Annotated in this window: 20 protein-coding genes and 1 pseudogene; 16 read left to right on the top strand and 5 right to left on the bottom strand. The window is 71.6% G+C overall.

The genetic code is table 11. The annotated features are described in order from the left end of the window. The first annotated feature begins 198 nt into the window (after positions 1 to 198). Both purN and purH read left to right on the top strand, forming a co-directional pair. Entirely contained in the window at positions 199 to 819 is a 621-nt protein-coding gene (gene purN / locus ACYBSK_RS33405) for a phosphoribosylglycinamide formyltransferase (RefSeq protein ID WP_457481002.1), read from the top strand. After that, a complete protein-coding gene (gene purH, locus ACYBSK_RS33400) occupies positions 816 to 2,399 on the top strand; it encodes a bifunctional phosphoribosylaminoimidazolecarboxamide formyltransferase/IMP cyclohydrolase (protein WP_460244340.1) in 1,584 nt (527 codons plus the stop codon). The genes purN and purH overlap by 4 nt, the downstream gene beginning before the upstream one ends. 30 nt (positions 2,400 to 2,429) lie before the next feature. On the opposite strand, the gene ACYBSK_RS33395 is transcribed toward purH, so the two are convergent. Continuing rightward, positions 2,430 to 4,112, bottom strand: a complete 1,683-nt coding sequence (locus ACYBSK_RS33395; protein ID WP_460244339.1) for a protein kinase domain-containing protein — start codon at positions 4,110 to 4,112, stop codon at positions 2,430 to 2,432. 176 nt (positions 4,113 to 4,288) lie between these two features. Then, positions 4,289 to 5,032 carry an RDD family protein gene (locus ACYBSK_RS33390; RefSeq protein ID WP_457480999.1) on the bottom strand — a complete coding sequence of 248 codons (744 nt, stop codon included), beginning with the start codon at positions 5,030 to 5,032 and terminating at the stop codon, positions 4,289 to 4,291. Positions 5,033 to 5,245: 213 nt separating this feature from the next. Between ACYBSK_RS33390 and ACYBSK_RS33385 the strand changes: the two genes are divergently transcribed. The 12 genes and pseudogenes from ACYBSK_RS33385 (at position 5,246) to ACYBSK_RS33330 (ending at position 20,199) form a co-directional block, all read left to right on the top strand. Continuing rightward, entirely contained in the window at positions 5,246 to 6,109 is an 864-nt protein-coding gene (locus ACYBSK_RS33385; protein ID WP_460244338.1) for a bifunctional methylenetetrahydrofolate dehydrogenase/methenyltetrahydrofolate cyclohydrolase, read from the top strand. 19 nt (positions 6,110 to 6,128) lie between these two features. Continuing rightward, entirely contained in the window at positions 6,129 to 6,551 is a 423-nt protein-coding gene (locus ACYBSK_RS33380) for a DUF3017 domain-containing protein (protein WP_460244337.1), read from the top strand. A gap of 387 nt (positions 6,552 to 6,938) precedes the next feature. Then, positions 6,939 to 8,018 carry a helix-turn-helix domain-containing protein gene (locus tag ACYBSK_RS33375; protein ID WP_460244336.1) on the top strand — a complete coding sequence of 360 codons (1,080 nt, stop codon included), beginning with the start codon at positions 6,939 to 6,941 and terminating at the stop codon, positions 8,016 to 8,018. Positions 8,019 to 8,294: 276 nt separating this feature from the next. Then, entirely contained in the window at positions 8,295 to 9,287 is a 993-nt protein-coding gene (locus ACYBSK_RS33370; RefSeq protein WP_457480995.1) for a malate dehydrogenase, read from the top strand. Positions 9,288 to 9,459: 172 nt separating this feature from the next. After that, complete coding sequence (locus tag ACYBSK_RS33365; protein ID WP_460244335.1) at positions 9,460 to 11,232, top strand: hypothetical protein; 1,773 nt, start codon at positions 9,460 to 9,462, stop codon at positions 11,230 to 11,232. Next, a complete protein-coding gene (locus ACYBSK_RS33360) occupies positions 11,229 to 11,639 on the top strand; it encodes a hypothetical protein (RefSeq protein WP_457480993.1) in 411 nt (136 codons plus the stop codon). Before ACYBSK_RS33365 ends, ACYBSK_RS33360 begins: the two co-directional genes overlap by 4 nt. Further along, positions 11,636 to 12,538 carry a hypothetical protein gene (locus tag ACYBSK_RS33355; RefSeq protein ID WP_460244334.1) on the top strand — a complete coding sequence of 301 codons (903 nt, stop codon included), beginning with the start codon at positions 11,636 to 11,638 and terminating at the stop codon, positions 12,536 to 12,538. Before ACYBSK_RS33360 ends, ACYBSK_RS33355 begins: the two co-directional genes overlap by 4 nt. A 146-nt stretch (positions 12,539 to 12,684) precedes the next feature. After that, entirely contained in the window at positions 12,685 to 14,187 is a 1,503-nt protein-coding gene (locus ACYBSK_RS33350; protein WP_457480991.1) for an aldehyde dehydrogenase family protein, read from the top strand. 109 nt (positions 14,188 to 14,296) lie between these two features. Further along, entirely contained in the window at positions 14,297 to 15,841 is a 1,545-nt protein-coding gene (locus ACYBSK_RS33345) for a GMC family oxidoreductase (RefSeq protein ID WP_460244333.1), read from the top strand. Next, positions 15,838 to 16,917 (top strand): annotated as a pseudogene (locus tag ACYBSK_RS33340) (quaternary amine ABC transporter ATP-binding protein); the annotation flags it as partial. The gene ACYBSK_RS33345 and the pseudogene ACYBSK_RS33340, both read left to right, overlap by 4 nt. A 344-nt stretch (positions 16,918 to 17,261) precedes the next feature. Next, positions 17,262 to 19,229: an ABC transporter permease gene (locus ACYBSK_RS33335; RefSeq protein ID WP_460244332.1), complete on the top strand. Its 1,968-nt coding sequence runs from the start codon at positions 17,262 to 17,264 to the stop codon at positions 19,227 to 19,229. A 1-nt stretch (position 19,230) separates the two neighbouring features. Further along, the gene (locus ACYBSK_RS33330) at positions 19,231 to 20,199 is read left to right on the top strand and encodes an ABC transporter substrate-binding protein (protein ID WP_460244331.1); all 969 of its coding nucleotides are present in this window, start codon (positions 19,231 to 19,233) and stop codon (positions 20,197 to 20,199) included. A gap of 14 nt (positions 20,200 to 20,213) precedes the next feature. Here ACYBSK_RS33330 and ACYBSK_RS33325 read toward each other — a convergent pair whose 3' ends face one another. The 3 genes from ACYBSK_RS33325 to ACYBSK_RS33315 all read right to left on the bottom strand — a co-directional run bounded on the left by ACYBSK_RS33325 (position 20,214) and on the right by ACYBSK_RS33315 (position 22,320). Continuing rightward, complete coding sequence (locus tag ACYBSK_RS33325; protein ID WP_460244330.1) at positions 20,214 to 21,059, bottom strand: hypothetical protein; 846 nt, start codon at positions 21,057 to 21,059, stop codon at positions 20,214 to 20,216. Between the two features lie 511 nt (positions 21,060 to 21,570). Further along, positions 21,571 to 21,963 (bottom strand): helix-turn-helix domain-containing protein, encoded by a 393-nt coding sequence (locus ACYBSK_RS33320; RefSeq protein ID WP_460244329.1) that lies wholly within the window; start codon positions 21,961 to 21,963, stop codon positions 21,571 to 21,573. A gap of 141 nt (positions 21,964 to 22,104) precedes the next feature. After that, positions 22,105 to 22,320 carry a bacteriocin immunity protein gene (locus ACYBSK_RS33315; RefSeq protein WP_460244328.1) on the bottom strand — a complete coding sequence of 72 codons (216 nt, stop codon included), beginning with the start codon at positions 22,318 to 22,320 and terminating at the stop codon, positions 22,105 to 22,107. A gap of 371 nt (positions 22,321 to 22,691) precedes the next feature. Between ACYBSK_RS33315 and ACYBSK_RS33310 the strand changes: the two genes are divergently transcribed. Both ACYBSK_RS33310 and ACYBSK_RS33305 read left to right on the top strand, forming a co-directional pair. Then, positions 22,692 to 23,255, top strand: a complete 564-nt coding sequence (locus ACYBSK_RS33310) for a TetR family transcriptional regulator (protein WP_460244327.1) — start codon at positions 22,692 to 22,694, stop codon at positions 23,253 to 23,255. Next, positions 23,252 to 23,641 (top strand): tautomerase family protein, encoded by a 390-nt coding sequence (locus tag ACYBSK_RS33305; protein ID WP_460244326.1) that lies wholly within the window; start codon positions 23,252 to 23,254, stop codon positions 23,639 to 23,641. The genes ACYBSK_RS33310 and ACYBSK_RS33305 overlap by 4 nt, the downstream gene beginning before the upstream one ends. Positions 23,642 to 23,644: the final 3 nt, after the last annotated feature.

Genomic DNA, 23,644 nt, shown 5'->3' with positions numbered 1-23,644 from the left:
CGTTCCGTGCCGCCGACGCTACCTGGCGTCCCGGCCCCCGTCCCGTGGGGGCCGTCGGCCGTGCCGGTATCGTTGCTGCCGGTCGGCCGCTTCGTAGGGTTCCCCGTATCGGGGAAGGCGAAGCCTTCATGCGAACGCACAAAGACGCGCCCGCACAAACCGGCCGTGCACCGTAGCTCCCCTAGAAAGGGCCCCGCCGTGGCCAAGGCCAAGCGCCTCGTCGTGCTGGTCTCCGGATCAGGAACGAATCTGCAGGCACTCCTCGACGAGATCGCGGCTCGGGGGGCCGACGCGTACGGCGCGGAGGTCGTGGCCGTGGGCGCCGACCGCACCGGCATCGTCGGCCTGGAGCGCGCCGAGCGCGCGGGCCTGCCCACGTTCGTGTGCCGCGTGAAGGACCACGCCACCCGCGAGGAGTGGGACCGCGCGCTCGCCGAGGCCACGGCCGCGTACGAGCCGGACCTGGTCGTGTCGGCGGGGTTCATGAAGATCGTGGGCAAGGAGTTCCTGGCCCGCTTCGGAGGGCGGTTCGTGAACACGCACCCCGCCCTGCTGCCCAGTTTTCCCGGTGCGCACGGTGTGCGGGACGCGCTCGCGTACGGCGCCAAGGTCACCGGCTGCACCGTCCACTTCGTCGACGACGGCGTCGACACCGGCCCGATCATCGCTCAGGGCGTGGTCGAGGTCCGCAACGAGGACGACGAAAGCGCTCTGCACGAGCGCATCAAGGAAGTCGAGCGAACGCTGCTCGTCGATGTCGTGGGGCGCCTCGCCCGTCACGGCTACAGCATTGAGGGACGAAAGGTAGTTATCCCGTGAGCGCCGAGAACAAGCGGCCCATCCGCCGTGCCCTGGTGAGCGTCTACGACAAGACCGGCCTGGAAGAGCTCGCGCGCGGGCTCCACGAGGCGGGCGTCGAGCTGGTCTCCACCGGCTCCACCGCCGGGAGGATCGCCTCCGCGGGCGTGCCGGTCACCAAGGTCGAGGAGCTCACCGGGTTCCCCGAGTGCCTCGACGGCCGCGTGAAGACCCTGCACCCGAAGGTGCACGCGGGCATCCTGGCCGACCTGCGCCTGGAGGACCACCAGAAGCAGCTCGCCGACCTCGGCGTGAAGCCGTTCGACCTGGTGATCGTGAACCTGTACCCGTTCCGGGAGACCGTCGCCTCCGGCGCCACCCCCGACGAGTGCGTCGAGCAGATCGACATCGGCGGCCCGTCGATGGTCCGCGCCGCCGCCAAGAACCACCCGTCGGTCGCGATCGTCACGAGCCCCGAGCGGTACGCGGATGTCCTCGCGGCCGTCAAGGACGGCGGCTTCGACCTCGTCACCCGCAAGCGCCTCGCCGCCGAAGCGTTCCAGCACACCGCCTCGTACGACGTGGCCGTCGCGAGCTGGTTCGCCGACACTGAGTCCAATGGCGGCTACGCCGCGGGCGCCGCCGCCGACGACTCCGGCTTCCCGGACTTCACCGGCGCCACGTACCAGCGCAAGAACGTCCTGCGCTACGGCGAGAACCCGCACCAGGGCGCCGCCCTCTACGTCGACGGCACCGGCGGCCTCGCCGAGGCCGAGCAGCTGCACGGCAAGGAGATGTCGTACAACAACTTCACGGACACGGACGCCGCGCGCCGTGCCGCGTACGACCACGAGGACCCCTGCGTCGCGATCATCAAGCACGCGAACCCGTGCGGCATCGCCGTCGCGGCGAACGTCGCCGAGGCGCACCGCAAGGCCCACGCCTGTGACCCGGTCTCGGCGTACGGCGGCGTGATCGCGGTCAACCGTCCGGTGACGAAGGAGATGGCGGAGCAGGTCGCCGACATCTTCACCGAGGTCATCGTCGCGCCCGACTACGAGGACGGCGCCCTCGAAGCCCTCACCAAGAAGAAGAACATCCGCGTGCTGCGCGCCCCGAACGGCCCGTCCGCGAAGGTCGAGACGAAGCAGATCGACGGCGGCGCGCTCCTCCAGGTCACCGACCGCCTGCAGGCCGACGGCGACAACCCCGCCTCCTGGACCCTCGCGACCGGCGACGCCCTCTCGCAGGGCGAGCTGGACGAGCTGGCGTTCGCCTGGAAGGCCTGCCGCGCCGTGAAGTCCAACGCGATCCTGCTCGCCAAGGACGGCGCCTCCGTCGGCGTCGGCATGGGCCAGGTCAACCGCGTCGACTCCGCGAAGCTCGCCGTCGAGCGGGCCGGTGAGGAGCGGGCGCGCGGCTCGTACGCCGCGTCGGACGCCTTCTTCCCGTTCCCGGACGGCCCGCAGATCCTGATCGACGCCGGCGTGAAGGCGATCGTGCAGCCCGGCGGTTCGATCCGTGACGAGCAGGTCGTCGAGGCCGCGAAGAAGGCGGGCGTGACGATGTACTTCACCGGTACGCGCCACTTCTTCCACTGATCCCGGGCCGGTACGCCCCCGTGGGCGGCGCTACGTCGAACCGCGCAGCGCCGCCCACGTGTCGGGCCCCACGATGCCGTCCACGGCGAGCCCCTTGCCGCTCTGGAACGCCCTCACCGCCGCCTCCGTGCTCGGCCCGAAGTCCCCGTCCACGCCCGCCGTGCCGACGTCGTGGCCGCGCCGGGTGAGCATGCACTGCACCTGCACGACCCGCTTGCCGCTGTCACCGCGGTCGGTCGTCTCCGTGCCGTCGTAGTACGTGCACCCGGTGATCCACGCCGGCGGCCCCGGCGCGGGCTCCGTCGTGCTCGGCGGGGGAGCGGACGCGGTGGCGGTGGCGGTCACCGTCCTGGCGCCGTCCTCGCCGCCGGCGGGCGAGCGCGTCGGCCGCTCGGAGGCGGAGGCACGGCCCGTGGCATCCGGCGTACGCACACCGCCCGCCGGAGACCGCGCAGGCGTCGCGGACGCCCGCTCGGGCGCCACGGTCGTCGCCCGCGGCCCCTCCGCCTCGACCACCCGCTCCCCTCCGGAAGGCCGCACCAGAAGAACACCCCCGACCGCAGCAACCGCGGCAACCACCATCAAGCCCCTGCGGCGATTGAGCAGCGGGGTCCGGGGCGGAGCCCCGCGACCGTGCACCGGCTCCGGTGCGGACACGGCACCCGCCCCCGGCACGGGAAACGCCCCCCGCCCCGGCAACACCGCCCCCCGCAAGTGCAGCGTCTGCTCCGCGGTGGCGTACCGCAACACCCCGCACGCCGTCTGCCGCGCCAGCAGACAGCCCCCCAACCGCTCACCCCAGCACGGCACTTGCCCATGCGCCCCCGCCACCGCCAGCAACCGCCCCGGCGTCGGCCGCCGCGCCGGATCCTTCGCCAGACAGTCCGCGAGCAGCGCCGCGAGCGCCGCGTCCGCCGCGGCGACCTCGGCCATCACCTCCGCCATCGGCTCCTCGAACGCGACCCGGTGCATCACGTCCACCCCGGTGCCGTCGCCGAACGGGGCGTGCCCGGTGAGCGCGTAGACCACCGTGCCCGCGAGGGAGAACACGTCGGAGGCGGCGGTGCACCGGCCGTCCCGCAGGTACTCGGGCGCCATGAACGCGGGGGTGCCCACCCGCGCTCCGGTCGTCGTCATGGCGCCCGCGTCGGCGGCGTAGGAGATCCCGAAGTCGATGACGTGCGCGCCGGTCGTCGTCAGGATCACGTTCGACGGCTTGAGGTCGCGGTGCACGATGCCGGCGTCGGCGAGCCCGGAGAGCGCCGAGGCCAGCTCGGCCAGCAGCCGCCAGGCGCCCGCCGGTTCGAGCCCGCCGTACTCGCGGACCGCGTCGGCGACGTTCAGCCCCGGCAGGAAGCGCGTGGCCATCCACAGCAGGGTGTGGTGGAAGCCGGTGCCGAGGAACTCGGCGGTGTGGGCCGAGCGCACGCGCGCGTGCACGGCCGCCTCCCGCTCGAACCGCCGCCGGAACCGCGCGTCCTCGGCGTACTCGGGCCTGATCACCTTGACCGCCGCGAGCCCCGGGGAGTCGTCCAGGGGGCGGGCGAGGTGGACCCGCCCCATCCCGCCGCTGCCGAGCCGCCCGAGCGGCAGGTACGGGCCGATCCGCGCGGGGTCACCGGCGAGCAGCGGCGTGGCCCCGGCCTGCGCGAGCGCGGCGGCGCCGGACGCCTGGGAGTAGGGCGGGACGGGCGGTTGCTGCTGGTCGGTCATGGACTCGATCCCCCGGTGAACTCACCGTTCCCACGGGTGCTCCTGCGCCTCCCGTGCGTAGGGCGAGCAACCTACCGCGCGGGGGGTGCCCGCCGTGGCCGGACGCGAGAAGGGCCCGCCGGCTGCGGCCGGCGGGCCCTTCTCGTCGTGCGTGTCGTCCGGCAGCGGACGCGGCGTCAGGAGTTCGTGACGACGGCGGTCTTCGCGGCCTTGTCGTGCCAGCCCTGAAGGCGGCCCGACTTGTCCCAGAACGGGGACAGGTAGACGAGCAGCGCGCCGATGTAGCAGACGAACGCGCCGACCATCGGGATCAGGTAGCGCACGAGCGCCGCGCCGAAGCCCGGCTTGGCACCGGTCTCGGCGTTGATGACGCGGATGCCGACGGCGAGCTTGCCCAGGGTGGCGCCGACCGCGGAGATCATGATCGCTTCGTAGAGGAAGACGATCGCCGCGAGGACACCCAGGACCGCGAGCATGGCGACGAACACGTTGGACGACGCGTCGTTCACGCAGGACTGGTAGTCCGACGCGTACGGGTCGCAGTCGCTGACCGACGACACGGAGCCGACGACACCGGCGACGGAGATGATGCCGTAGATGACACCGATCAGCGCGCCGTCGATGGCGCGGGCGCCGAGCCGGCGGCCCATCGAGGCCGGGGCACCGGGACCGGCCTGGGGGAAGTAGCCGCCGGGGCCGCCCTGCTGCGGGTACGCGCCGTACTGCTGCTGGCCGGGCTGCTGCTGCGGGTACCCGTAGGCCGGACCGGGCTGCTGCTGCGGGTAGCCGTAGCCCTGCTGCGGCGGGACGCCCTGCGGCGCCTGCTGCGGGTACGGGTTGCCCTGCGGCGGCTGCTGACCGTACGGGTTGTTCTGCTGCGGCTGCTGACCGTAGGGGTTGTTCGGGTCGCCGAAACTCATGGCGTGATCCTTCTCTGACGGAATGGGGACGAGCGGACCGGCGGAGGATCACTACGCTTCGCAGTCGCCTGAGCGGCAGTCCCCCCTGCCGCTGATCCGCGGCACTGCGCGGATCATGCTCGTAAACCGGACACCCATCTGTCCAGTGGGCGCCCGAGGCTGTTGTGCAAGTGCAACTTGGGCGAACCCGTGTCCCCCTGAAAGAATGGCGGCATGACCGCCCAGATTCTCGATGGCAAGGCCACCGCAGCCGCGATCAAGTCCGATCTGACCGCCCGCGTGGCGGCCCTCAAGGAGAAGGGGGTCACGCCCGGTCTCGGTACCGTCCTCGTCGGCGAGGATCCCGGAAGCCAGAAGTACGTCGCGGGCAAGCACCGCGACTGCGCGCAGGTCGGCATCGCGTCGATCCAGCGCGAGCTGCCCGCGACGGCCACGCAGGAGGAGATCGAGGCCGTCGTCCGCGAGCTCAACGAGGACCCGGCCTGCACCGGCTACATCGTGCAGCTGCCGCTGCCCAAGGGCATCGACGAGAACCGGATCCTGGAGCTGATGGACCCGGACAAGGACGCCGACGGCCTGCACCCCATGAACCTCGGCCGCCTCGTCCTCAACGAGCCGGCGCCGCTGCCCTGCACCCCGTACGGCATCATCACGCTGCTGCGCAAGCACGGTGTGGAGATCAAGGGCGCGGAGGTCGTCGTCGTCGGCCGCGGCGTCACCATCGGCCGGCCGATGCCGCTGCTGCTCACCCGCAAGTCCGAGAACGCCACGGTGACGCAGTGCCACACCGGCACCCGTGACCTGTCCGCGCACCTCAAGCGGGCCGACATCGTCGTGGCCGCCGCGGGCGTGCCGCACCTGATCAAGCCCGAGGACATCAAGCCGGGCGCGGCCGTGCTCGACGTCGGCGTCTCCCGCGACGAGAACGGCAAGATCGTCGGCGACGTCCACCCGGGCGTGACCGAGGTCGCCGGCTGGATCTCGCCGAACCCGGGCGGCGTGGGCCCGATGACCCGCGCCCAGCTCCTCGTCAACGTGGTCGAGGCCGCCGAGCGGGACGCGAACGGTGTCGGCTGACGCGGCCGGAGGCGTGGCCATGGGGACCGCGGAGGACGCCGGGGAGCCGAAGAAGGCGGGCAGCCGCCGCTTCCCGCTCTTCACGCGCGACACCGCGCGCCCGGAGGGCGGCGGCCGCGCCGCCGGCGGTGACGCGCCCGCGCCCGCCCGGCAGTGGCCGCTGATCGCCGTCCTGTCCGTGGCGGCGCTCGGGCTGCTGCTGACCGCGCTCGACGTGTTCCGCGTCGGCACGATGCTGGTGGGGATCGCGCTGCTCGGCGCGGCCGCCCTGCGCTGGCTGCTGCCGGACGTCGGGATGCTCGCGGTCCGCTCCCGCTTCACCGACATGATCACGTGCGGCGGGCTCGGTCTCGTCATCGTGCTGCTCGCGATGATGGCGCAGCCGGACCCGTGGCTGACGATCCCGTTCCTCCAGGACACGCTGCACTTCACCGTGCGCTGAACGGCCGCCGACGCGTCCCGGGCGATCCCGGGGTGCGCCGATGGTGACCCCAAGTGACGGGCGGGGCCTCCGGGTTGGAGGCCCCGCCTCCTTGTGTGGTGATCTCCGGCACGTTCGGGGGGTTTCCGGCGCGGGGCCGCCCCGCGCGCTTAGCGTGGAGATAACGGGACGCTCCCGGGCGTCCCGGACCCGGAACCGTGCGAGGGGGCACGCTCCGGACCCGGCCGAGCAACGCATGCCCGGTGCACGCTGTCGAACGACCCCGTGCGCCCCCGATCCGGGAACTGACATCCTGGCTACCCGCATCCCAATGGGTAGCCAGGGGGGGGCCGAAGCGGAACGCGCGGCGCGGGGGAACAGGCACGCGGGGGAAGAGGGGGAACAACAATGCCTCGATGGAAGGCGCTACCGGACGAACTCGACCCACAGGTCAGGGAGTTCGCCGGTCAGCTGCGCCGGCTCGTGGACCGCAGCGGCCTGGGGATCGCCGCGCTCGCGGACCGCACCGGGTACAGCAAGACGTCGTGGGAGCGGTATCTGAACGGCCGGCTGCTCGCCCCGAAGGGCGCCATCGTCGCGCTCGCCGAGGTGACCGGCACCAACCCCGTCCATCTGACGACGATGTGGGAGCTCGCGGAGCGCGCGTGGAGCCGCTCCGAGATGCGCCACGACATGACCATGGAAGCCATCCGGATATCCCAGGCGCGCGCCGCGCTCGGCGAGTTCGGGGCGCCCGCGCAGTCCACCACGACCAAGCAGGCCAAGCCGCCCAAGCAGACCGGGCGGGCGGGCGGCTCCGCCGCGACCAGGAGCCCGGACGCGCCGCTCGGCGCCGCCGCCGGTGCCCCCGGCGGCGGCGCGGGCGGCTCCGCGGCGACCGTGCCGCCGCAGGCGTCCGCGCCGCGCGCGGACCAGTTCGGACCGCCGCCCGTGCTGACCCCGCAGGAGCCCTCGCGGGGCGCCGTGCCGGGCGGCGGGAACGGCAAGCGGCGGCTGATGATGTTCCTGGCCGGAGCCCTGGGCGCGGCCCTGATCGTCGCGGTCGGCTTCTTCGTCCTCAAGGGCAAGGGCGACGACGGCGGACAGGCAGTGAAGTCGCCCTCGCCGAGCGTGAGCGCGCCCCAACTGCCCGCGGGTGTCAAGTGCGTGGGCGCGGGCTGCGGCGGCAAGGACCCGGAGGCGATGAACTGCGGCGGCGACCTCGCGGCGAACTCCACGGAGGCCGTGGTCGGCACCGTCACCGTCCAGGTCCGCTACAGCAAGACCTGCAAGGCGGCCTGGGCCCGGATCCAGGGCGCGGCCCCCGGTGACGTGGTGCAGCTCCAGAAGGGCACCACGTCGTCGAAGAAGGGCACGGTCAGCGCTTCGGACACGGACGCGTACACGCCGATGATGGCGGTCGACGCGGCCTCCGACGTCAAGGCGTGCGCGACGCTCGCGAGCGGACAGAAGGGCTGCACCGGGTGATCCGCGGCCCGTGGGGCATGGGTGCGCGCCTTCTGGGAAGGCGGACCATTACCCCCACGGGAGGTACGCAGGAGCACCCCCACTGCGGCCGCCGAAGCCTTTCTCTCCCCGGCTCGGCGGCCGTCCCCCTGTTCGGGCCTTGGCACGCGAGGGTGGGCTGTGGGGTGAGCCACATGTACCTGCGGTTCCCGTGCGGGCAGGGCGCGATAGCCTGACGAACGGATCTCTTGATACCAAGAGATCGATCAAATGACCTGCTGTCCTACGGAGAACGCCATGACCCGCACTCCCGTGAACGTCACCGTCACCGGCGCCGCCGGCCAGATCGGCTACGCACTGCTCTTCCGCATCGCCTCCGGCCAGCTGCTCGGCGCGGACGTGCCGGTCAAGCTGCGTCTCCTGGAGATCACCCCGGCGCTCAAGGCCGCCGAGGGCACCGCCATGGAGCTCGACGACTGCGCCTTCCCGCTGCTCCAGGGCATCGACATCACCGACGACCCGAACGTCGCCTTCGACGGCGCCAACGTCGGCCTCCTCGTCGGCGCCCGCCCGCGCACGAAGGGCATGGAGCGCGGCGACCTGCTCGAGGCCAACGGCGGCATCTTCAAGCCGCAGGGCAAGGCCATCAACGACCACGCCGCGGACGACGTCAAGATCCTCGTCGTCGGCAACCCGGCCAACACCAACGCCCTGATCGCCCAGGCCGCCGCCCCGGACGTACCGGCCGAGCGCTTCACCGCGATGACCCGCCTCGACCACAACCGCGCGCTGACCCAGCTCGCGAAGAAGTCGGGCGCCACGGTCGCCGACATCCAGCGCCTGACCATCTGGGGCAACCACTCGGCGACCCAGTACCCGGACATCTTCCAGGCCACGGTCGGCGGCAAGCCCGCCATCGAGGCCATCGGCAACGACGAGAAGTGGCTGGCCGAGGACTTCATCCCGACCGTCGCCAAGCGCGGTGCCGCGATCATCGAGGCCCGTGGCGCCTCCTCGGCCGCCTCCGCCGCCAACGCCGCCATCGACCACGTCCACACGTGGGTCAACGGCACGGCCGAGGGCGACTGGACCTCCATGGGCATCCCGTCGGACGGCTCGTACGGCGTGCCGGAGGGCATCATCTCGTCCTTCCCCGTCACCACGAAGAACGGCACGTACGAGATCGTCCAGGGCCTGGAGATCAACGAGTTCTCGCGCACCCGCATCGACGCGTCGGTGCAGGAGCTCGTCGAGGAGCGCGAGGCCGTCCGCGGTCTCGGCCTCATCTGAGCCCCGCCTCAGCGAAAGCCTTCGACCGCCCGCGGCGGGTCGTTTCCGACCCGCCGCGGGCGGTTTCTGTCGCTGTGGACGCGGTTTGTTGTCCGTCGTCACTCAGGGTTTCCCCAAAACCACGTGCATCGACTATCTTTCCAACCTCCATTGACAACGGGGGAGTTGGACGATGCAGGAGCCGGTGCGCGCGGAGCGGCACACGTCCAGTGAGGCCACCAGGCTGCTCAGCGCCGGGGTCTACCTGGACCAGGGGTTCCGGCGCTCGGTGGTCGGCGAACTGATCGGGAACGCCCACCGCCCGGTGGCGCCCTCGCTCGGCGTGGACGTGCTGACGGTGCTGGCGCACGCGGTGCGGGCCCGCAGCCAGGAGGTCCTCGCGGCGCTCGGGCTGCTCGCGGTGTGGGTGGGCTTCTTCCTCGTCGAGGCCGAGATGACGGGGGAGGGCAGCGACTTCGTCAGCGGCGACGCCCTCCTGTCGTCGCTGGACCGCATCGGCTCGGACCCCACCAGCCCCTCCCTGGAGGGGCTCGCGCCCTACGGGTACGCGTTCGTGTGCGCGGCGCTGCTGCTGGCCCGGCTCTTCGCGGGCCGGCGCCCCGCCCCGTACGCCCCCATGGAGCGGCAGCAGCCGCAGTCCAAGCTGGACATCGCGCGCTTCTTCGGCCGGTGGCGGCGCCGGCTCGGCCGGATCGTGATCCTGTGGGCGTGGGCCAACATGGCCGGCTACTGGATCGTGGCCCTCGGGACGATCACCGACGACCCGTTCCCGGTGATCTTCCCGGTCGCCATGGCGCTGGTCGTCTGGATCTACCGCACGCAGGTCGAGGGCGTGCTCCGCGACGAGCTCGGCCGGGACGCCTTCCTCGACAACCCGCCCGCCGTCTCCCTGCCCGACACCCCGCGCTGCCGCCGCGTCGCCCACTCCATCGCCCGCGAGCAGCACGCCCACGGCGCCCTGTACGACGCGCACCTGCCGTTCGTCGGGGCCGGGGCCCCGTACCAGCCGTGGTCCTTCGCGCTCGAACTGAAGCCGGTGGAGGGCAAGGGCCCGGCCAAGGAGCCGGCCGTGCCCGCGCAGGGCGAGGGCGCCGCGGAGCACGAGCTGACCGCCGCCCGTGTGGTGGCGCTCGTCGCCGAACCGCTGCGCAGGCTGCGCAAGGCCGCCGCTGAGCACAGCGTCGACCGGCTGCGGGATTTGGAGATCGAGGAGTTCGTCTACCTGCCCGCGGGCGTCGACCGCACCGCCGGGTTCTATCCGGCGTACGCCGGGGACGACGGCGTCGACCGGCACATCCGGGCCGCCGTCGACGAGGGCGGCGAGGGCCGCAGGCACTTCCTGCGGCTGCGGGTCGGCGCCTGGGACGAGCAGGTCGTCGTCACCGTCTTCGTACGGATCCACACGCAGGGCCGGATGCTCGTCCTCGAAGTGGCGCCGCACGTGCTCGGCCCGGTGCGCGAGGAGTTCCGCGACGTGGACGCCGTGCTCGGCCCGCTCGGCCCGTTCGACGTGGTGCGCGGCGCGCTGAAGGCGCTGTTGCTCACGCCGACCGCGATGCCGACCCTCGGCTGGTCGGCCGGCCGTACGGTCGTCGAGGCTGCCCGCACCGTCTGGGAGGCGCCGGAGCGCCGCGCGCCGGGCGCGCCCGTCACGTCCGTGCGTGAGCTGGCCAGTTCGGGTGAACTCTCGCTGTTCCAGGAGATGGACGTCAGCCGGTACGTGAAGACGATCCAGGACCGGATCGCGAGCGGGGTGCGCGACGCGCTGGAGCGCGCCGGCTACCAGACGGACCGCTTCGAGCAGCAGATCGTCAACGTCAACGAGGGCGGTCTGTTCATCAAGGACATGAGCGGCGGATACGCGATGGGCTCGGTGTCGGGAGGCGCCGTGTCGGTCGGGGACAACAGTCGGGCCACCGGAACCACCTCAGGGGAGCAGGGATGAACGGGGAGCAGGCGGAGCAGCAGTCGGGCGCGGGCAGCGGCGCGAAGTTCCAGTTCGGGCAGGTCAGCGGCAAAGCGGTGGCCATCGGCGACCACAGCAGCGCCACCAACTACGAGGCGCCGAGCGGAAAGGCGCCGGGCGACGAACTGACCGCCGCCCTCCTGGAAGCCCTGCGCGCGCTGCGCGGCGAGCTGGAGTCCGCGCCGTTCGCGCGGACCGATGCCACGCGCGACGCCGACCGCGAACTGGCCGAGGCCGAGGCGGAGATCGCCGAGACGGGGCAGGCGACGCCGGGCCTGTTGCAGCGCCTCCAGACGCTCGTCGTGCCGGGCGAGGCGGTGCTCGGACTGCTGGCCTCGGCGGCGAGTGTGGCGGAGGCCGTGCAGAAGCTCGTGGGCGCGGCGTGAGCGCCCCCGAGAAGGCCTCGGCGCAGCCGCCGACCGGAACCGCGACCGGGCCCGGCACCGCCGCGCAGGTCCCCGTCCAGGTCTACGACACCCGGCGCCAGCGCTGGGTGCAGGACGACCGGGAACTGCTCCGCCGCAGGTCCCGGCTGGTCCGCGCGCAGCGCGCGGCGATCATGTCGGTGGCCGCGGTGCTGGTCGCGTCGTCCGCCGGATTCACCGTCTGGCGGGCCGTGGAGCGGCACAAGGAGGAAGTCGCGGCGGAGCGCGCGGCGGCCTCCGCGAGCGCGTCGGCGAAGGCCGAGCGCTCGCGCGAGGCGAAGGCCAGTGCCTCCGCGTCCGCCCTCGCCAAGGACCAGGCGCTCGCCAACCCCTCCGACTCCGACATCTCGGCGAACCCGCCGTCCGGGTACGAGCGCTACGAGGACGAGCAGGGCTGGACCGCCGACGTGCCCAAGGGCTGGAAGCGCGAGGCGCAGCAGCGCGACGGTCATCCGTCGGTGGTCACGTACGAGAACAAGGACGGCTCCCGGCGCCTGATGATCTTCGGGGTGGAGGAGTCCGACCCGCTGTCGTCCGTGCAGCTCGCCGACAGCTATCTCGCGGGCAAGGAGGACGGCAAGGGCGCCAAGGACTACCGCCGCCTCGGCACGGGCGAGCTGCCGGGCACCGACCCGGACGACGGCTACGGGGCCGCCGCGTACCTGGAGTACACGTACACGGACAGTGACTCGGGCGCGGCGCGGCGCACGCTCGACGAGCGCTTCCAGGCCGCCGACGGCTATCTGTACGCGGTCACGGCGACCGGGCCCTCCTCGGGCAAGGGCGCGCCGGAGGCCAAGATGGTCAAGACGGTGCTCGCGTCGTTCTGCCCGCGCGGCACCACCTGCACCCCGGCCTGAGCCGCGTGAGGTAGCGCACTTTCGTCCGGTCTTCGTGCATGCTTTCGTCCGGCCAGGGCAGGGGCCCTCCCTGTCACCGGAGAGACCGTCGGCAAGACGTGTGCGGTGATCGGGGGACATTCCCGGAACGGAAGGCGAAGCAGGACGTGTCAGTGCACAACACCATCCATGTCGGCGGAGAGTGGCGCCCGGCCGCATCAGGGGCCTCGCGCGAGATCCTCGACCCTGCGGATGCCAAGCCGTTCGCCGTGATCGCCGAGGGCGGCACCGAGGACGCGGACGCCGCGATCGCCGCCGCCCGCCGCGCCTTCGACGAGGGCCCGTGGCCCTCGACGCCGGTCGCCGAGCGCGCCGCGCTGCTGCGCCGCGTCGCGGACCTCCTCGTCCGGGACCGCGAGAAGATCGGCCTCCTGGAGAGCCGGGACGCGGGCAAGACCGTCGAGGAGGGCCGCGTCGACGTCGACTGCGTCGCGGACGCCTTCCGCTACTTCGCCGATCTCGTCATCGGCGAGGGCGCCGGCCGCGTCGTCGACGCCGGGTCCGACGACATCCACAGCGTCGTCGTGCACGAGCCCGTCGGCGTCTGCTCGATGATCACGCCGTGGAACTACCCGCTGCTCCAGGCGAGTTGGAAGATCGCCCCGGCGCTCGCCGCGGGCAACACCTTCGTCATCAAGCCGAGCGAGATCACGCCGCTGACGACCGTCGTGCTCGTCGAGCTGCTGATCGAGGCCGGACTGCCGGACGGCGTCGCCAACCTCGTGACGGGGCCCGGGAGTTCGGTGGGCGCCCGGCTCGCCGACCACCCCGACGTCGACCTCGTCTCCTTCACCGGCGGTCTCGTCAGCGGCACCAAGGTCGCGCAGGCCGCGGCCGTCTCCGTCAAGAAGGTCGCCCTGGAGCTCGGCGGCAAGAACCCCAACGTCGTCTTCGCCGACGCCTGCGAGACCGACGAGGGCTTCGACACCGCCGTCGACCAGGCGCTCAACGCCGCGTTCATCCACAGCGGCCAGGTCTGCTCCGCCGGCTCCCGCCTCATCATCGAGGAGTCCGTCCGCGAGCGCTTCGTCGCCGAACTCACCCGCCGCGCCGAGAAGATCCGCCTCGGCCGCGGCACCGAGGACGGCGTCGAGTGCGGGCCGCTCGTCAGCGAGCAGCAGCGCGACAAGACCGAGGGCTACGTCGCCTCCGCGCTCGCCGAGGGCGCCGTGCTGCGCTGCGGCGGCAAGCGCCCCGAGGCCTCCGAAGTCCGGCCCGCCACCGGGTACTTCTACGAGCCGACCGTGCTCGACCAGTGCCACCGCGAGATGCGCGTCGTGCGCGAGGAGACCTTCGGGCCGATCCTCACCGTCGAGACGTTCCGCACCGAGGACGAGGCGGTGACCCTCGCCAACGACACCGAGTACGGCCTCGCGGGCGGCGTCTGGACCGCCGACGCGGGCCGCGCCCGCCGCATGGCGCGCCGCCTGCGCCACGGCACGGTCTGGATCAACGACTTCCACCCCTACCTGCCGCAGGCCGAGTGGGGCGGGTTCGGAAAGAGCGGTGTGGGGCGCGAGTTGGGCCCGGCCGGGCTCGCCGAGTACCGCGAGAGCAAGCACGTGTACCAGAACCTGGCGCCGAAGCCCGTCCGGTGGTTCGCGGGCTGACCCGCCCATCCGTTTCCTGAACGCCTCGGGGCTCCGCCCCGGACCCCGCGCATCGATCGCCGGCGGGGCTTGATCCCGCCGGCGCGGCTGAATGCCTTGGAGTTGAGTCATGCCCGAAAACACGTACGACTACGTCATCGTGGGCGGTGGAACCGCCGGATCGGTGATCGCGTCACGCCTCACCGAGGACCTGGACGTCACCGTCGCCGTCATCGAGGGCGGCCCCAGCGACATCGACCGCGACGACGTCCTGACGCTGCGCCGCTGGCTGGGACTGCTCGGAGGCGACCTGGACTACGGGTACACCACCACCGAGCAGCCGCGCGGCAACTCGCACATCCTGCACAGCCGCGCCAAGGTGCTCGGCGGCTGCTCGTCGCACAACACGCTCATCTCGTTCAAGCCGCTGCCCGGCGACTGGGACGAGTGGGCCGCCGCGGGCGCCGAGGGCTGGGACCACAAGGCGATGGACCCGTACTTCACGAAGCTGCGCAACAACATCGTCCCGGTCGACGCCAAGGACCGGAACGCCATCGCGAGCGACTTCGTCGAGGCCGCGCAGGCGGCGACGGGCGTGCCGCGCGTCGAGGGCTTCAACAAGGGCCCCTTCAAGGACGGCGTCGGCTTCTTCGACCTGGCGTACCACCCCGAGAACAACAAGCGCTCCAGCGCGTCGGTGGCGTACCTGCACCCGCACATGGAAGCGGGCGACCGCCCCAACCTGACGCTGCTCCTCGAGACGTGGGCGTACAAGCTGGAGTTCGACGCGTCGGGCGACGAGCCGGTCGCGCGCGGCGTGCACGTGCGCGCCAAGGACGGCGTCGAGAAGCTCATATCCGCGCGCCGCGAGGTCCTCGTGTGCGCCGGAGCCGTCGACACGCCGCGCCTGCTCATGCACTCCGGCATCGGCCCGAAGGCCGACCTCGAAGCCCTCGGCATCCCGGTCCTGCACGACCTGCCGGGCGTCGGCGAGAACCTGCTCGACCACCCGGAGTCGGTCATCGTCTGGGAGACCAACGGGCCGATCCCCGAGAACAGCGCCATGGACAGCGACGCGGGCCTGTTCATCCAGCGCGACCCGGCCGCGTCCGGCCCGGACCTGATGTTCCACTTCTACCAGATCCCGTTCACGGACAACCCCGAGCGGCTCGGCTACGAGAAGCCCGAGCACGGGGTGTCCATGACGCCGAACATCCCCAAGCCGAAGAGCCGCGGCCGCGTCTACCTGACCAGCGCGGACCCCGAGGTCAAGCCCGCCCTCGACTTCCGGTACTTCACCGACGAGGACGACTACGACGGACAGACCCTCGTCGACGGCATCAAGATCGCCCGCGAGATCGCGAAGACCGAGCCGCTGGCCGGCTGGCTCAAGCGCGAGGTGTGCCCCGGACCGGACGTCACGGACGACGAGGCGCTCAGCGAGTACGCCCGCAAGGTCGCCCACACCGTGTACCACCCGGCGGGTACCTGCCGCATAGGTGCTGCGGACGACGAACTCGCCGTGGTAGACCCCGAGTTGAAGGTCCGCGGGCTGCGCTCCCTCCGTATTGCCGACGCGTCCGTCTTCCCGACGATGCCCGCGGTGAACCCGATGATCGGGGTGCTCATGGTCGGGGAGAAGTGCGCCGAGATGCTGGGTGGTGATGCGCGATGAGCGCGACTGTGCCTTCTGTGTCCTCCGCGGGCGCCGGTGAGCGGGCCGCTTCCGGGTCCGGTTCCGAGACCGTGTTCGCTGTGCGCAACCTGTGGAAGGTGTTCGGGCCGAAGGCCGAACGCGTCCCCGGGAACGCCGAGTTGGCCGATCTGGACGCCGCCGCACTGCGGGCGCGCACCGGCTGCACGGCCGCCGTGCGCGATGTGTCGTTCGACGTGAAGCGGGGCGAGGTCTTCGTTGTCATGGGCCTGTCGGGCTCCGGCAAGTCGACCCTCGTACGCTGCCTGACCCGGCTCATCGAGCCGACGTCCGGCACGCTGGAGATCGACGGCGAGGACGTCCTCGGCATGGACAAGTCCCGCCTGCGCGAACTGCGCCGCCACCGCGCGGCCATGGTCTTCCAGCACTTCGGCCTCCTCCCGCACCGCACCGTCCTCGACAACGTCGCGTACGGCCTGGAGATCCAGGGCGTGGGCCGTGCCGAGCGCCGCGCGAAGGCCGCCGAGGTCGTCGCGAAGGTCGGCCTGGAAGGGCTGGAGTCGCGCCGCCCCGGACAGCTCTCCGGCGGCCAGCAGCAGCGGGTGGGGCTGGCGCGCGCGCTGGCCGTCGACCCCGAAGTGCTGCTGTTCGACGAGCCGTTCAGCGCGCTCGACCCGCTGATCCGGCGCGACATGCAGGAGGAGGTCGTACGGCTGCACCGTGAGGAGGGCCGCACGATGGTCTTCATCACGCACGACCTCCAGGAGGCGCTGCGCCTCGGCGACCGCATCGCGCTGATGCGCGACGGCCGGGTCGTGCAGCTCGGCACGCCCGAGGAGATCGTGGGCGCGCCGGCGGACGACTACGTCCGCGAGTTCGTACGGGACGTGCCGCGCGAGCAGGTCATGACCGTGCGGAGGGCCATGCGGCCGGCCGACGCGGACGAGGTGGACCGGGGGCCGGCGATCGGGCCGGATGCGACGGTGTCGGAGGCGATCGAGGCGGTGGCTTCCAGCGGGTTCGCGGTGCGGGTGGTGGAGGCGGGTGAGTGTGTCGGCGTGGTCGACCACGAGCGCCTCTTGAGCGTGGTCGCGGGTACGGGCCCCGCGGGCGCCACCGGCCCCGTCCCCACACCCCGGGGCTCCGCCCCGGACCCCGCGCCTCAAACGCCGGCGGGGCTGAAAGACCGGGGCTCCGCCCCGGACCCCGCTGCTCAATCGCCGCAGGGGCTGGATGGGCCCACCCCGGCTGAGCCCGAGTCGTCGGACGACGCCGCCCCCGCCTTGGGCAGTCTGCCGCCTGGGGCGGCAGGGTGGGCAAGGCGGCCCACGGTGCCGGGTGCCGATGAGGGGGCCTCGGCCACGGGTGAGTCGGAGAAGTCGGCGCAGCGCGCCGATGCGGAGGCCCCCGCCACGGGTGAGCCGGACGGGGGGACCGCACGATGACAGCCGCCGTAACGGCCGCTCCGGCCAAAAGCACGGGCGACCGCCCACACACCCTGTGGCGCAACCCCGCCGCGGGCAAACTCCTCCTCCTGGCCGTCGCCGCCGCGATCCTCGTCCCCCTGGCCCACGCCAAGTGGCACAGCGGAACCTGGCCCGCCGCCCTCACCGTGGACCTCACCGACCCCCTCGGCAACGCCACGGACTGGGTGATCGACAACCGGGACAGCCACCCGCTGTTCCTGTACTTCTTCGGCTACCTCAGCAACGCCGTCGTCCTCTCCGTCCGCGCCGTGTACCTCGTACTCCTGGCCGCCGGATGGGCCGGCGTCACCGCGGCGGCGGGACTGATCGCCTGGCGCGTCGCCGGCTGGCGCCTCGCCGCGTCCACGGCGGTCGCGTTCCTCCTCTGCGGCGTCCTCGGCATGTGGGTCCCCACCATGCAGACCCTGGCGCTGATGGTGATCGCGGTCCTCGCGTCCGTGATCCTCGGGGCGCTCCTCGGTCTCGCCGCGGGCCTGAGCGACACGATGCACCGCGCCCTGCGCCCGGTCCTCGACACCATGCAGGTGCTCCCGGCGTACGCGTACCTGCTCCCGGTCGTCCTCGTCTTCGGCATGGGCGTCCCGGCCGCCGTACTCGCCACGGTCGTCTACGCCGCCCCGCCCATGGCCCGCCTCACGGCGCTCGGCCTGCGCTCCGCGGACGGCGGCGTCATGGAGGCGGTCACGTCCCTCGGCGCGACGGCCCGCCAGCGCCTGCTGTCCGCGCGCCTGCCGCTGGCCCGCAAGGAACTCCTCCTCGGCCTCAACCAGACCATCATGATGGCGCTGTCCATGGCCGTCATCGCCTCCGTGATCGGCGCGGGCGGCCTCGGCGACCGCGTCTACCAGGCGCTCGCCTCCGTCGACGTCGGCGCCGCGCTCGCGGCCGGCATCCCGATCGTGCTGCTCGCCGTGGTCCTGGACCGGGTCACGGCCGCGGCCGGGGCGCGGATGGGCTCGCACGAGACGGCCCCGGCCCCCTGGAAGTGGGGCGTGGTCGCGCTCGGCACCGTGGCGGTCGCCCTCGTGTCCCGCTTCGTCGACCGCCTCGACTGGCCGGACGCCTGGGTCGCGAACATCGCCACCCCCGTCAACGACGCGGTCGACTGGATGACCGACCACCTCTACACCGGCGTCCCGGTCATCGGCGGCACCGCCGACTGGGCCGCGCACTTCACCACCGGCGTACTCAACCCCGTACGCGACGGCCTCACGTGGCTGCCGTGGTGGGCGGTCCTCCTGATCGTCGCCGCGCTCGCCTGGCTGATCGGTACGTGGCGCACCGCGCTCACCGCCGTCCTCGCGATGGCCGCGATCGGCGTACTGGGCGTGTGGAAGCCGTCGCTGGACACGCTGTCGCAGGTGCTCGCGGCGGTTCTGGTCACCCTCGTCCTCGGCTTCGTGATCGGTGTCGCGGCGGCCCGCAGCGAACGCCTCGAAAGAGCGCTCCGGCCCGTCCTGGACGTCTTCCAGACGATGCCGCAGTTCGTGTACCTGATCCCGGTCGTCGCCCTCTTCGGCGTCGGCCGCGCCCCGGCCGTGGCGGCGGCGGTGGTCTACGCGCTCCCCGCCGTCGTACGCATCACGACGCAGGGCCTGCGACAGGTGGACCCGGCCGCGATGGAGTCGTCCCGTTCGATGGGCGCGACGACGTGGCAGCAGCTCCGCCAGGTCCAACTCCCGCTCGCCCGGCCCGCGTTGCTGCTCGCCGTGAACCAGGGCGTGGTCCTGGTCCTCGCCGTCGTCATCATCGGCGGCCTGGTCGGCGGTGGCGCGCTCGGCTACGACGTGGTGTTCGGCCTCGCGCAGGGCGACCTCGCCACCGGCCTCGTCGCGGGCGCCGCGATCGTCTGCCTCGGCCTGATGCTGGACCGGGTGACGCAGCCCACGGGCCGCCGTACGCGCGACGGAAAGGGGGCGTGACATGCGCCGAACTCGCAAGACGCTGACGGCGGTCACGGGTGCGCTGCTCCTCCTGACGGCCACCGGCTGCGGCGCGGCCGACATGACGAAACAGGCCTCCCCGTTCGCCAACGCGCAGGGCGCCAAGACGGTGACCCTGTCGGTCCAGTCGTGGGTGGGCGCCCAGGCGAACGTGGCGGTCGCCCAGTACCTCCTGGAACACGAACTCGGCTACCGCGTGGACACCGTCCAGGTCGACGAGGTCCCCGCCTGGGACGCCCTGAGCCAGGGCCGCGTCGACGCGATCCTGGAGGACTGGGGCCACCCGGACCAGGTGCAGCGCTACGTCAAGGACAAGAAGCTGATCGAGCCCGGCGGCGACCTCGGCGTCACCGGCCACATCGGCTGGTTCGTCCCGACGTACTTCGCGAAGAAGCACCCGGACATCACGAACTGGAAGAACCTCAACAAGTACGCCGACCAGTTCAAGACCGCCGAGTCCGGCGGCAAGGGCCAACTCCTCGACGGCTCCCCGTCGTACGTCACGAACGACAAGGCGCTGGTCAAGAACCTGAAGCTGGACTACCAGGTCGTCTTCGCGGGCTCGGAGGCCGCCCAGATCACACAGATGAAGCAGTTCGCCAAGGCGAAGAAGCCGTTCCTCTCCTACTGGTACACCCCCCAGTGGCTCACGGAACAGGTCCCCATGACGGAGGTGAAACTCCCCAAGTACAAGGAGGGCTGCGACGCGGACCCGGAGAAGATCACCTGCGCGTACCCCACCACCCCCCTCCAGAAGTACCTCAACAGCGGCTTCGCCAAGAACGGCGGCGACGCGGCCGAGCTGTTGAAGAACTTCAAGTGGACGACGGAGGACCAGAACGAGGTCTCCCTCCTGATCGCCGACAAGAAGCTCACCCCGGAGGCGGCGGCGAAGAAGTGGGTGGAGGGCCACCGCTCCACGTGGAAACAGTGGCTCCCTGAGAACTAGCCACACCCAGCCCCTCAAACACCCCCCGTAACACCCGCACCGAGGCCCCGCCCGCACTCCGTGGCCGGGGCCTCGGTGCGCGCCGGAAACTGTGACGTGATGCCGCGGCGAAGTTGGGGAGAGCCGTCACAGTCCGATCGGCACCCCCGGCACAACCCGCCCGGCAGCGCCTCCGGCCGCCCCGGCCGCCCGCAGTCCGTGCACTCCATGAGTCCTCGGCGTACGGGGGCCGGGGCGGCGGCGGGGGAGACCCGGACCCGCTGCGGTGGCAGCTTGTCGCGCAGGCGGCCCGCGAGGAAGGCGCGCGGCGCGTGGACGACGGCGGGCAGACCGGCGGTCATGGCCTGCGTGAACAGTTGCGGATCCGGCTCGCGCTCCAGCCACTCGACGGCGGCCGCCTCAAGGGCGGCGCAGTCGGCGGCGGACAGCGTCAACCGCGTGTCCCGCAGCCCGAGTTGGGCAAGCCGCCGATACGCGTCGGAGCGGGCGGGCGCCGGTGGCACGGCGGCCTCGGGCTCCGGTACGTCACCGCCCAGGAACCGGGCCCACCATTCGTCGCCGCGCGCGGTCCGCGACCAGTACGTGTGGAACACCCACCGGGTCACGTCACCGTCCGCGAGCCGCCGTACGCGCCGCAGATGCCCGGCGGCGGACAACTCGTTGAGCGCACTGCGCACGGCCGCCTGCCCGTACAGGGGCTGCGCCTTGGCGAGCGTCTTCGCGTCCATCGCGGCGTGCTCGGGAAGCGCGTCGATGAAGGAGGCGAGGTAGCGGGCGCGGAGGGGGAGATGGGCGAAGGAGTCGCGCCGAAGGCGCCCCTGGTCCGGCGTCCCACGTTTCCCGTACCCCGGGCTGGCCATGGGGTGTGCGGGGGAGGGCAGGGCGGAGATAAGGTTTTCAGCAGCCACGAGATCACGTTCCTGATCTTGTCGGTCAGACCCCGGCGGGTGTTGGTAGCACCCGGCCGGGGTTGTTTGTTGCCGCGAACGCTAGAGGGTGGCAACGGTGCGTGGCAAGCCAGTCGCGGAAAGTCACGCGACCCGGTGTGTGCGGGGAGGGCGGGAGGGTGGGTTGAAGCCCAACCACCCATTCCTCAAAGGCAGAACTCGGATTTCGCGGCTCGAAGCTCAGGCGGTGCGAGCGCGCTCCGGGAAGGCGTTCCGGGCGTCCGGGGCGACCGGGGCGGCGGCGAAGCCCGGCCCTTGCGGCCCGAGCTTCGGGTCGCGGATGTGAATGCGGGGGGGGCTTCGAGGCAGTTGCCGCCCTGGTCGTCGCTGTAGCTGGACCTGAACCGCCTCAGGCGGGCGTGGGCTGGGGGCGTGCGCGAGGATCATGTCGTGGGCGCGACCGTCCGCAGCGCTGCTCCGTACATCACGAAGCTGAACATGACACTGGTCCGTGTGGTGAGTGCCTCTTGCCGTTTGAGGCGCGCGGCCACATGGCTCCGATCAGCACCTTCGCGTACTCCGGGGCCTGGGGCAGCCCTGGCACGAGCAGCGGCTCGTGCGAACTGAAGGCGATGGCGTCGCGCTCCTGCGCGATGAACTCCTGGGAGCGCTGCGGGTGCGGATCCGGTTTCAGGTACTCCTGCGCCGCGAGGATCTTGCCGCCCGCGCCGCACAGCTGGTCGGCGACTTGAAGCAGCCTGAGCGTCGGCTTGCGGCGGCCGTTCTCCATGAACTTGACGTACTCGGAGGCGTAACCGGCCTCCTTGGCGAGCACCTCGCGGTCGACGCCGGCCTCAGTGCGCCATAGCTTGATCACGCCCTCTCTGGAGGAGGAGTCGGGCCGGGGCCTGACGCTTGTGACGCTGTTCGCGGATACGTGGGGAGCAAAGGCGAGGGCGGCCGGACCGGGCAAAACGGTGTGGTTCGATCTGTCCCTGCCCCCAAGCTGACAGCAAGGTCAGAGCTCGATCGGACGGTACGCGAGTGCCTTGTCCACTACTTCTTCTGCCGTAAGTTCGGGGGTGTTGTAGTAGATCAGGTCCGTCACTCGGGGATGCGAGACGGAAGACTTCAGCTCTTCGACAAGGCGGTCCTCCTCTTCCCCGGGCAGATCCGCCTCGATCAACCGCTGGACCATGCCGATCAACTCGTCCCTAGACTTCCTCTGCCACATGACCGCTTCCTCGCCTCGTACGCGGAGTTCAGTAAATTCTCTCCGCGGATGACTGTGACGGAAAACCACGAATCCGCTGGGGAATGCCGTCACAGTCGACCGCTCGATCGTCCGCGTGCGGTCATCCGCGGGATGGGTGGGGCGTCGGTGGGCGCGACGGGTGTGCCCTCGTCGGCACTGTACGTGTACACAAACGGCGTGCTGCCCGTGCCCTCGGCGGCGACCTGGGCCGCTGCCTGCACTTCGACGAGGAGCGATTCGGCGGCTGGTGCAAGGAAATGCGCACGGCCCACCGCATCCTGATGACGGCTCGAGCAGCCCCTCGATCAACACCTCCTTCAACTGTACCTACTGGTATGTACAGTTGTGCCATGGCCAACCGTGATCGACTTCTCGGAAGCGCGAGAGCCCTGCTCTGGGACCGGGGCTACGTCGGAACCAGTCCCGCAGCGATCCAGCGGCACGCGGACGCTGGGCAGGGCAGCATGTACCACCACTTTGACGGCAAGCGAGGGCTTGCGATCGAGGCGCTCACCGAGGCGACGCGGGACATGCGGATGCGAGCGGAATCGGTTCTCGACAGTTCCGCGCCGGCGCTGGATCGGGTCATCGCCTACCTGCGCCTTGAGCGGGATGCCTTGCGGGGCTGCGCCGTCGGGCGGATGGCCCTCGACCCGGAGGTGGTCGCCGATGAGGAGCTGCGACGCCCCGTGGACGCGTTCTTCTCGTGGCTCACTGATCGGCTTCGGCAACTGCTGGACGAGGCGCAGCGGTCGGGCCGGATCGCGCCGCATCTGGCACCCGTTGACGTGGCGGCCGCTCTGGTCGCGACGATCCAAGGGGGCTACGTGCTCGCCCGTGCCCAGCAGGACCCCCGAGCGATGACGGCTTCCATCGACGGGATCACCGCTCTGCTGACCCTCCGGGAGGAATGATCGTTGTGCCTTTCGTCCGTATCGACGTGCTGCGCATGCCGTCGGCCGAACTGGAAGCAGTCGGCAACGCCGTACATCAGGCCCTCACCGAATCCCTCGGCATCCCGCTCGACGACCGGTTCCAGGTCCTGACCAACCACGACGGCGCGGCGGGAACGCTCCGACACGGCACCTACCTTGAGGTCCCGCGCGACGACGGCATCGTCTACATCGACATCACCATGCGGCGCGGCAGGACCGACGAACAGAAGAGGCAGATGTGCGAACAGGTGTGCCGGCGCCTCACGGAGCAGACGCGAGTGGCACCTCACAACGTTTTCATCGTGGTCCACGAGAACGGTGAGGCCGACTGGTCGCTCGGCAATGGTCAGGCGCAGTACCTGTAGGCG

The sequence above is a fragment of the Streptomyces sp. BYX5S genome (assembly GCF_054724165.1).
This window is presented reverse-complemented; position numbering and strand designations above follow the sequence as displayed.

Bases quoted from the DNA above. Each gene is read 5' to 3' on its own strand.
- ACYBSK_RS33385 (WP_460244338.1), top strand. From the start codon at position 5,246: ATGACCGCCCAGATTCTCGATGGCAAGGCCACCGCAGCCGCGATCAAG.
- ACYBSK_RS33310 (WP_460244327.1), top strand. From the start codon at position 22,692: ATGGCCAACCGTGATCGACTTCTCGGAAGCGCGAGAGCCCTGCTCTGG.
- ACYBSK_RS33345 (WP_460244333.1), top strand. From the start codon at position 14,297: ATGCCCGAAAACACGTACGACTACGTCATCGTGGGCGGTGGAACCGCC.
- ACYBSK_RS33370 (WP_457480995.1), top strand. From the start codon at position 8,295: ATGACCCGCACTCCCGTGAACGTCACCGTCACCGGCGCCGCCGGCCAG.
- ACYBSK_RS33315 (WP_460244328.1), bottom strand. From the start codon at position 22,320: ATGTGGCAGAGGAAGTCTAGGGACGAGTTGATCGGCATGGTCCAGCGG.
- ACYBSK_RS33335 (WP_460244332.1), top strand. From the start codon at position 17,262: ATGACAGCCGCCGTAACGGCCGCTCCGGCCAAAAGCACGGGCGACCGC.
- ACYBSK_RS33305 (WP_460244326.1), top strand. From the start codon at position 23,252: ATGATCGTTGTGCCTTTCGTCCGTATCGACGTGCTGCGCATGCCGTCG.
- ACYBSK_RS33325 (WP_460244330.1), bottom strand. From the start codon at position 21,059: ATGGCCAGCCCGGGGTACGGGAAACGTGGGACGCCGGACCAGGGGCGC.
- ACYBSK_RS33330 (WP_460244331.1), top strand. From the start codon at position 19,231: ATGCGCCGAACTCGCAAGACGCTGACGGCGGTCACGGGTGCGCTGCTC.
- ACYBSK_RS33390 (WP_457480999.1), bottom strand. From the start codon at position 5,032: ATGAGTTTCGGCGACCCGAACAACCCCTACGGTCAGCAGCCGCAGCAG.
- ACYBSK_RS33365 (WP_460244335.1), top strand. From the start codon at position 9,460: ATGCAGGAGCCGGTGCGCGCGGAGCGGCACACGTCCAGTGAGGCCACC.
- ACYBSK_RS33380 (WP_460244337.1), top strand. From the start codon at position 6,129: ATGGGGACCGCGGAGGACGCCGGGGAGCCGAAGAAGGCGGGCAGCCGC.
- ACYBSK_RS33360 (WP_457480993.1), top strand. From the start codon at position 11,229: ATGAACGGGGAGCAGGCGGAGCAGCAGTCGGGCGCGGGCAGCGGCGCG.
- ACYBSK_RS33375 (WP_460244336.1), top strand. From the start codon at position 6,939: ATGCCTCGATGGAAGGCGCTACCGGACGAACTCGACCCACAGGTCAGG.
- ACYBSK_RS33395 (WP_460244339.1), bottom strand. From the start codon at position 4,112: ATGACCGACCAGCAGCAACCGCCCGTCCCGCCCTACTCCCAGGCGTCC.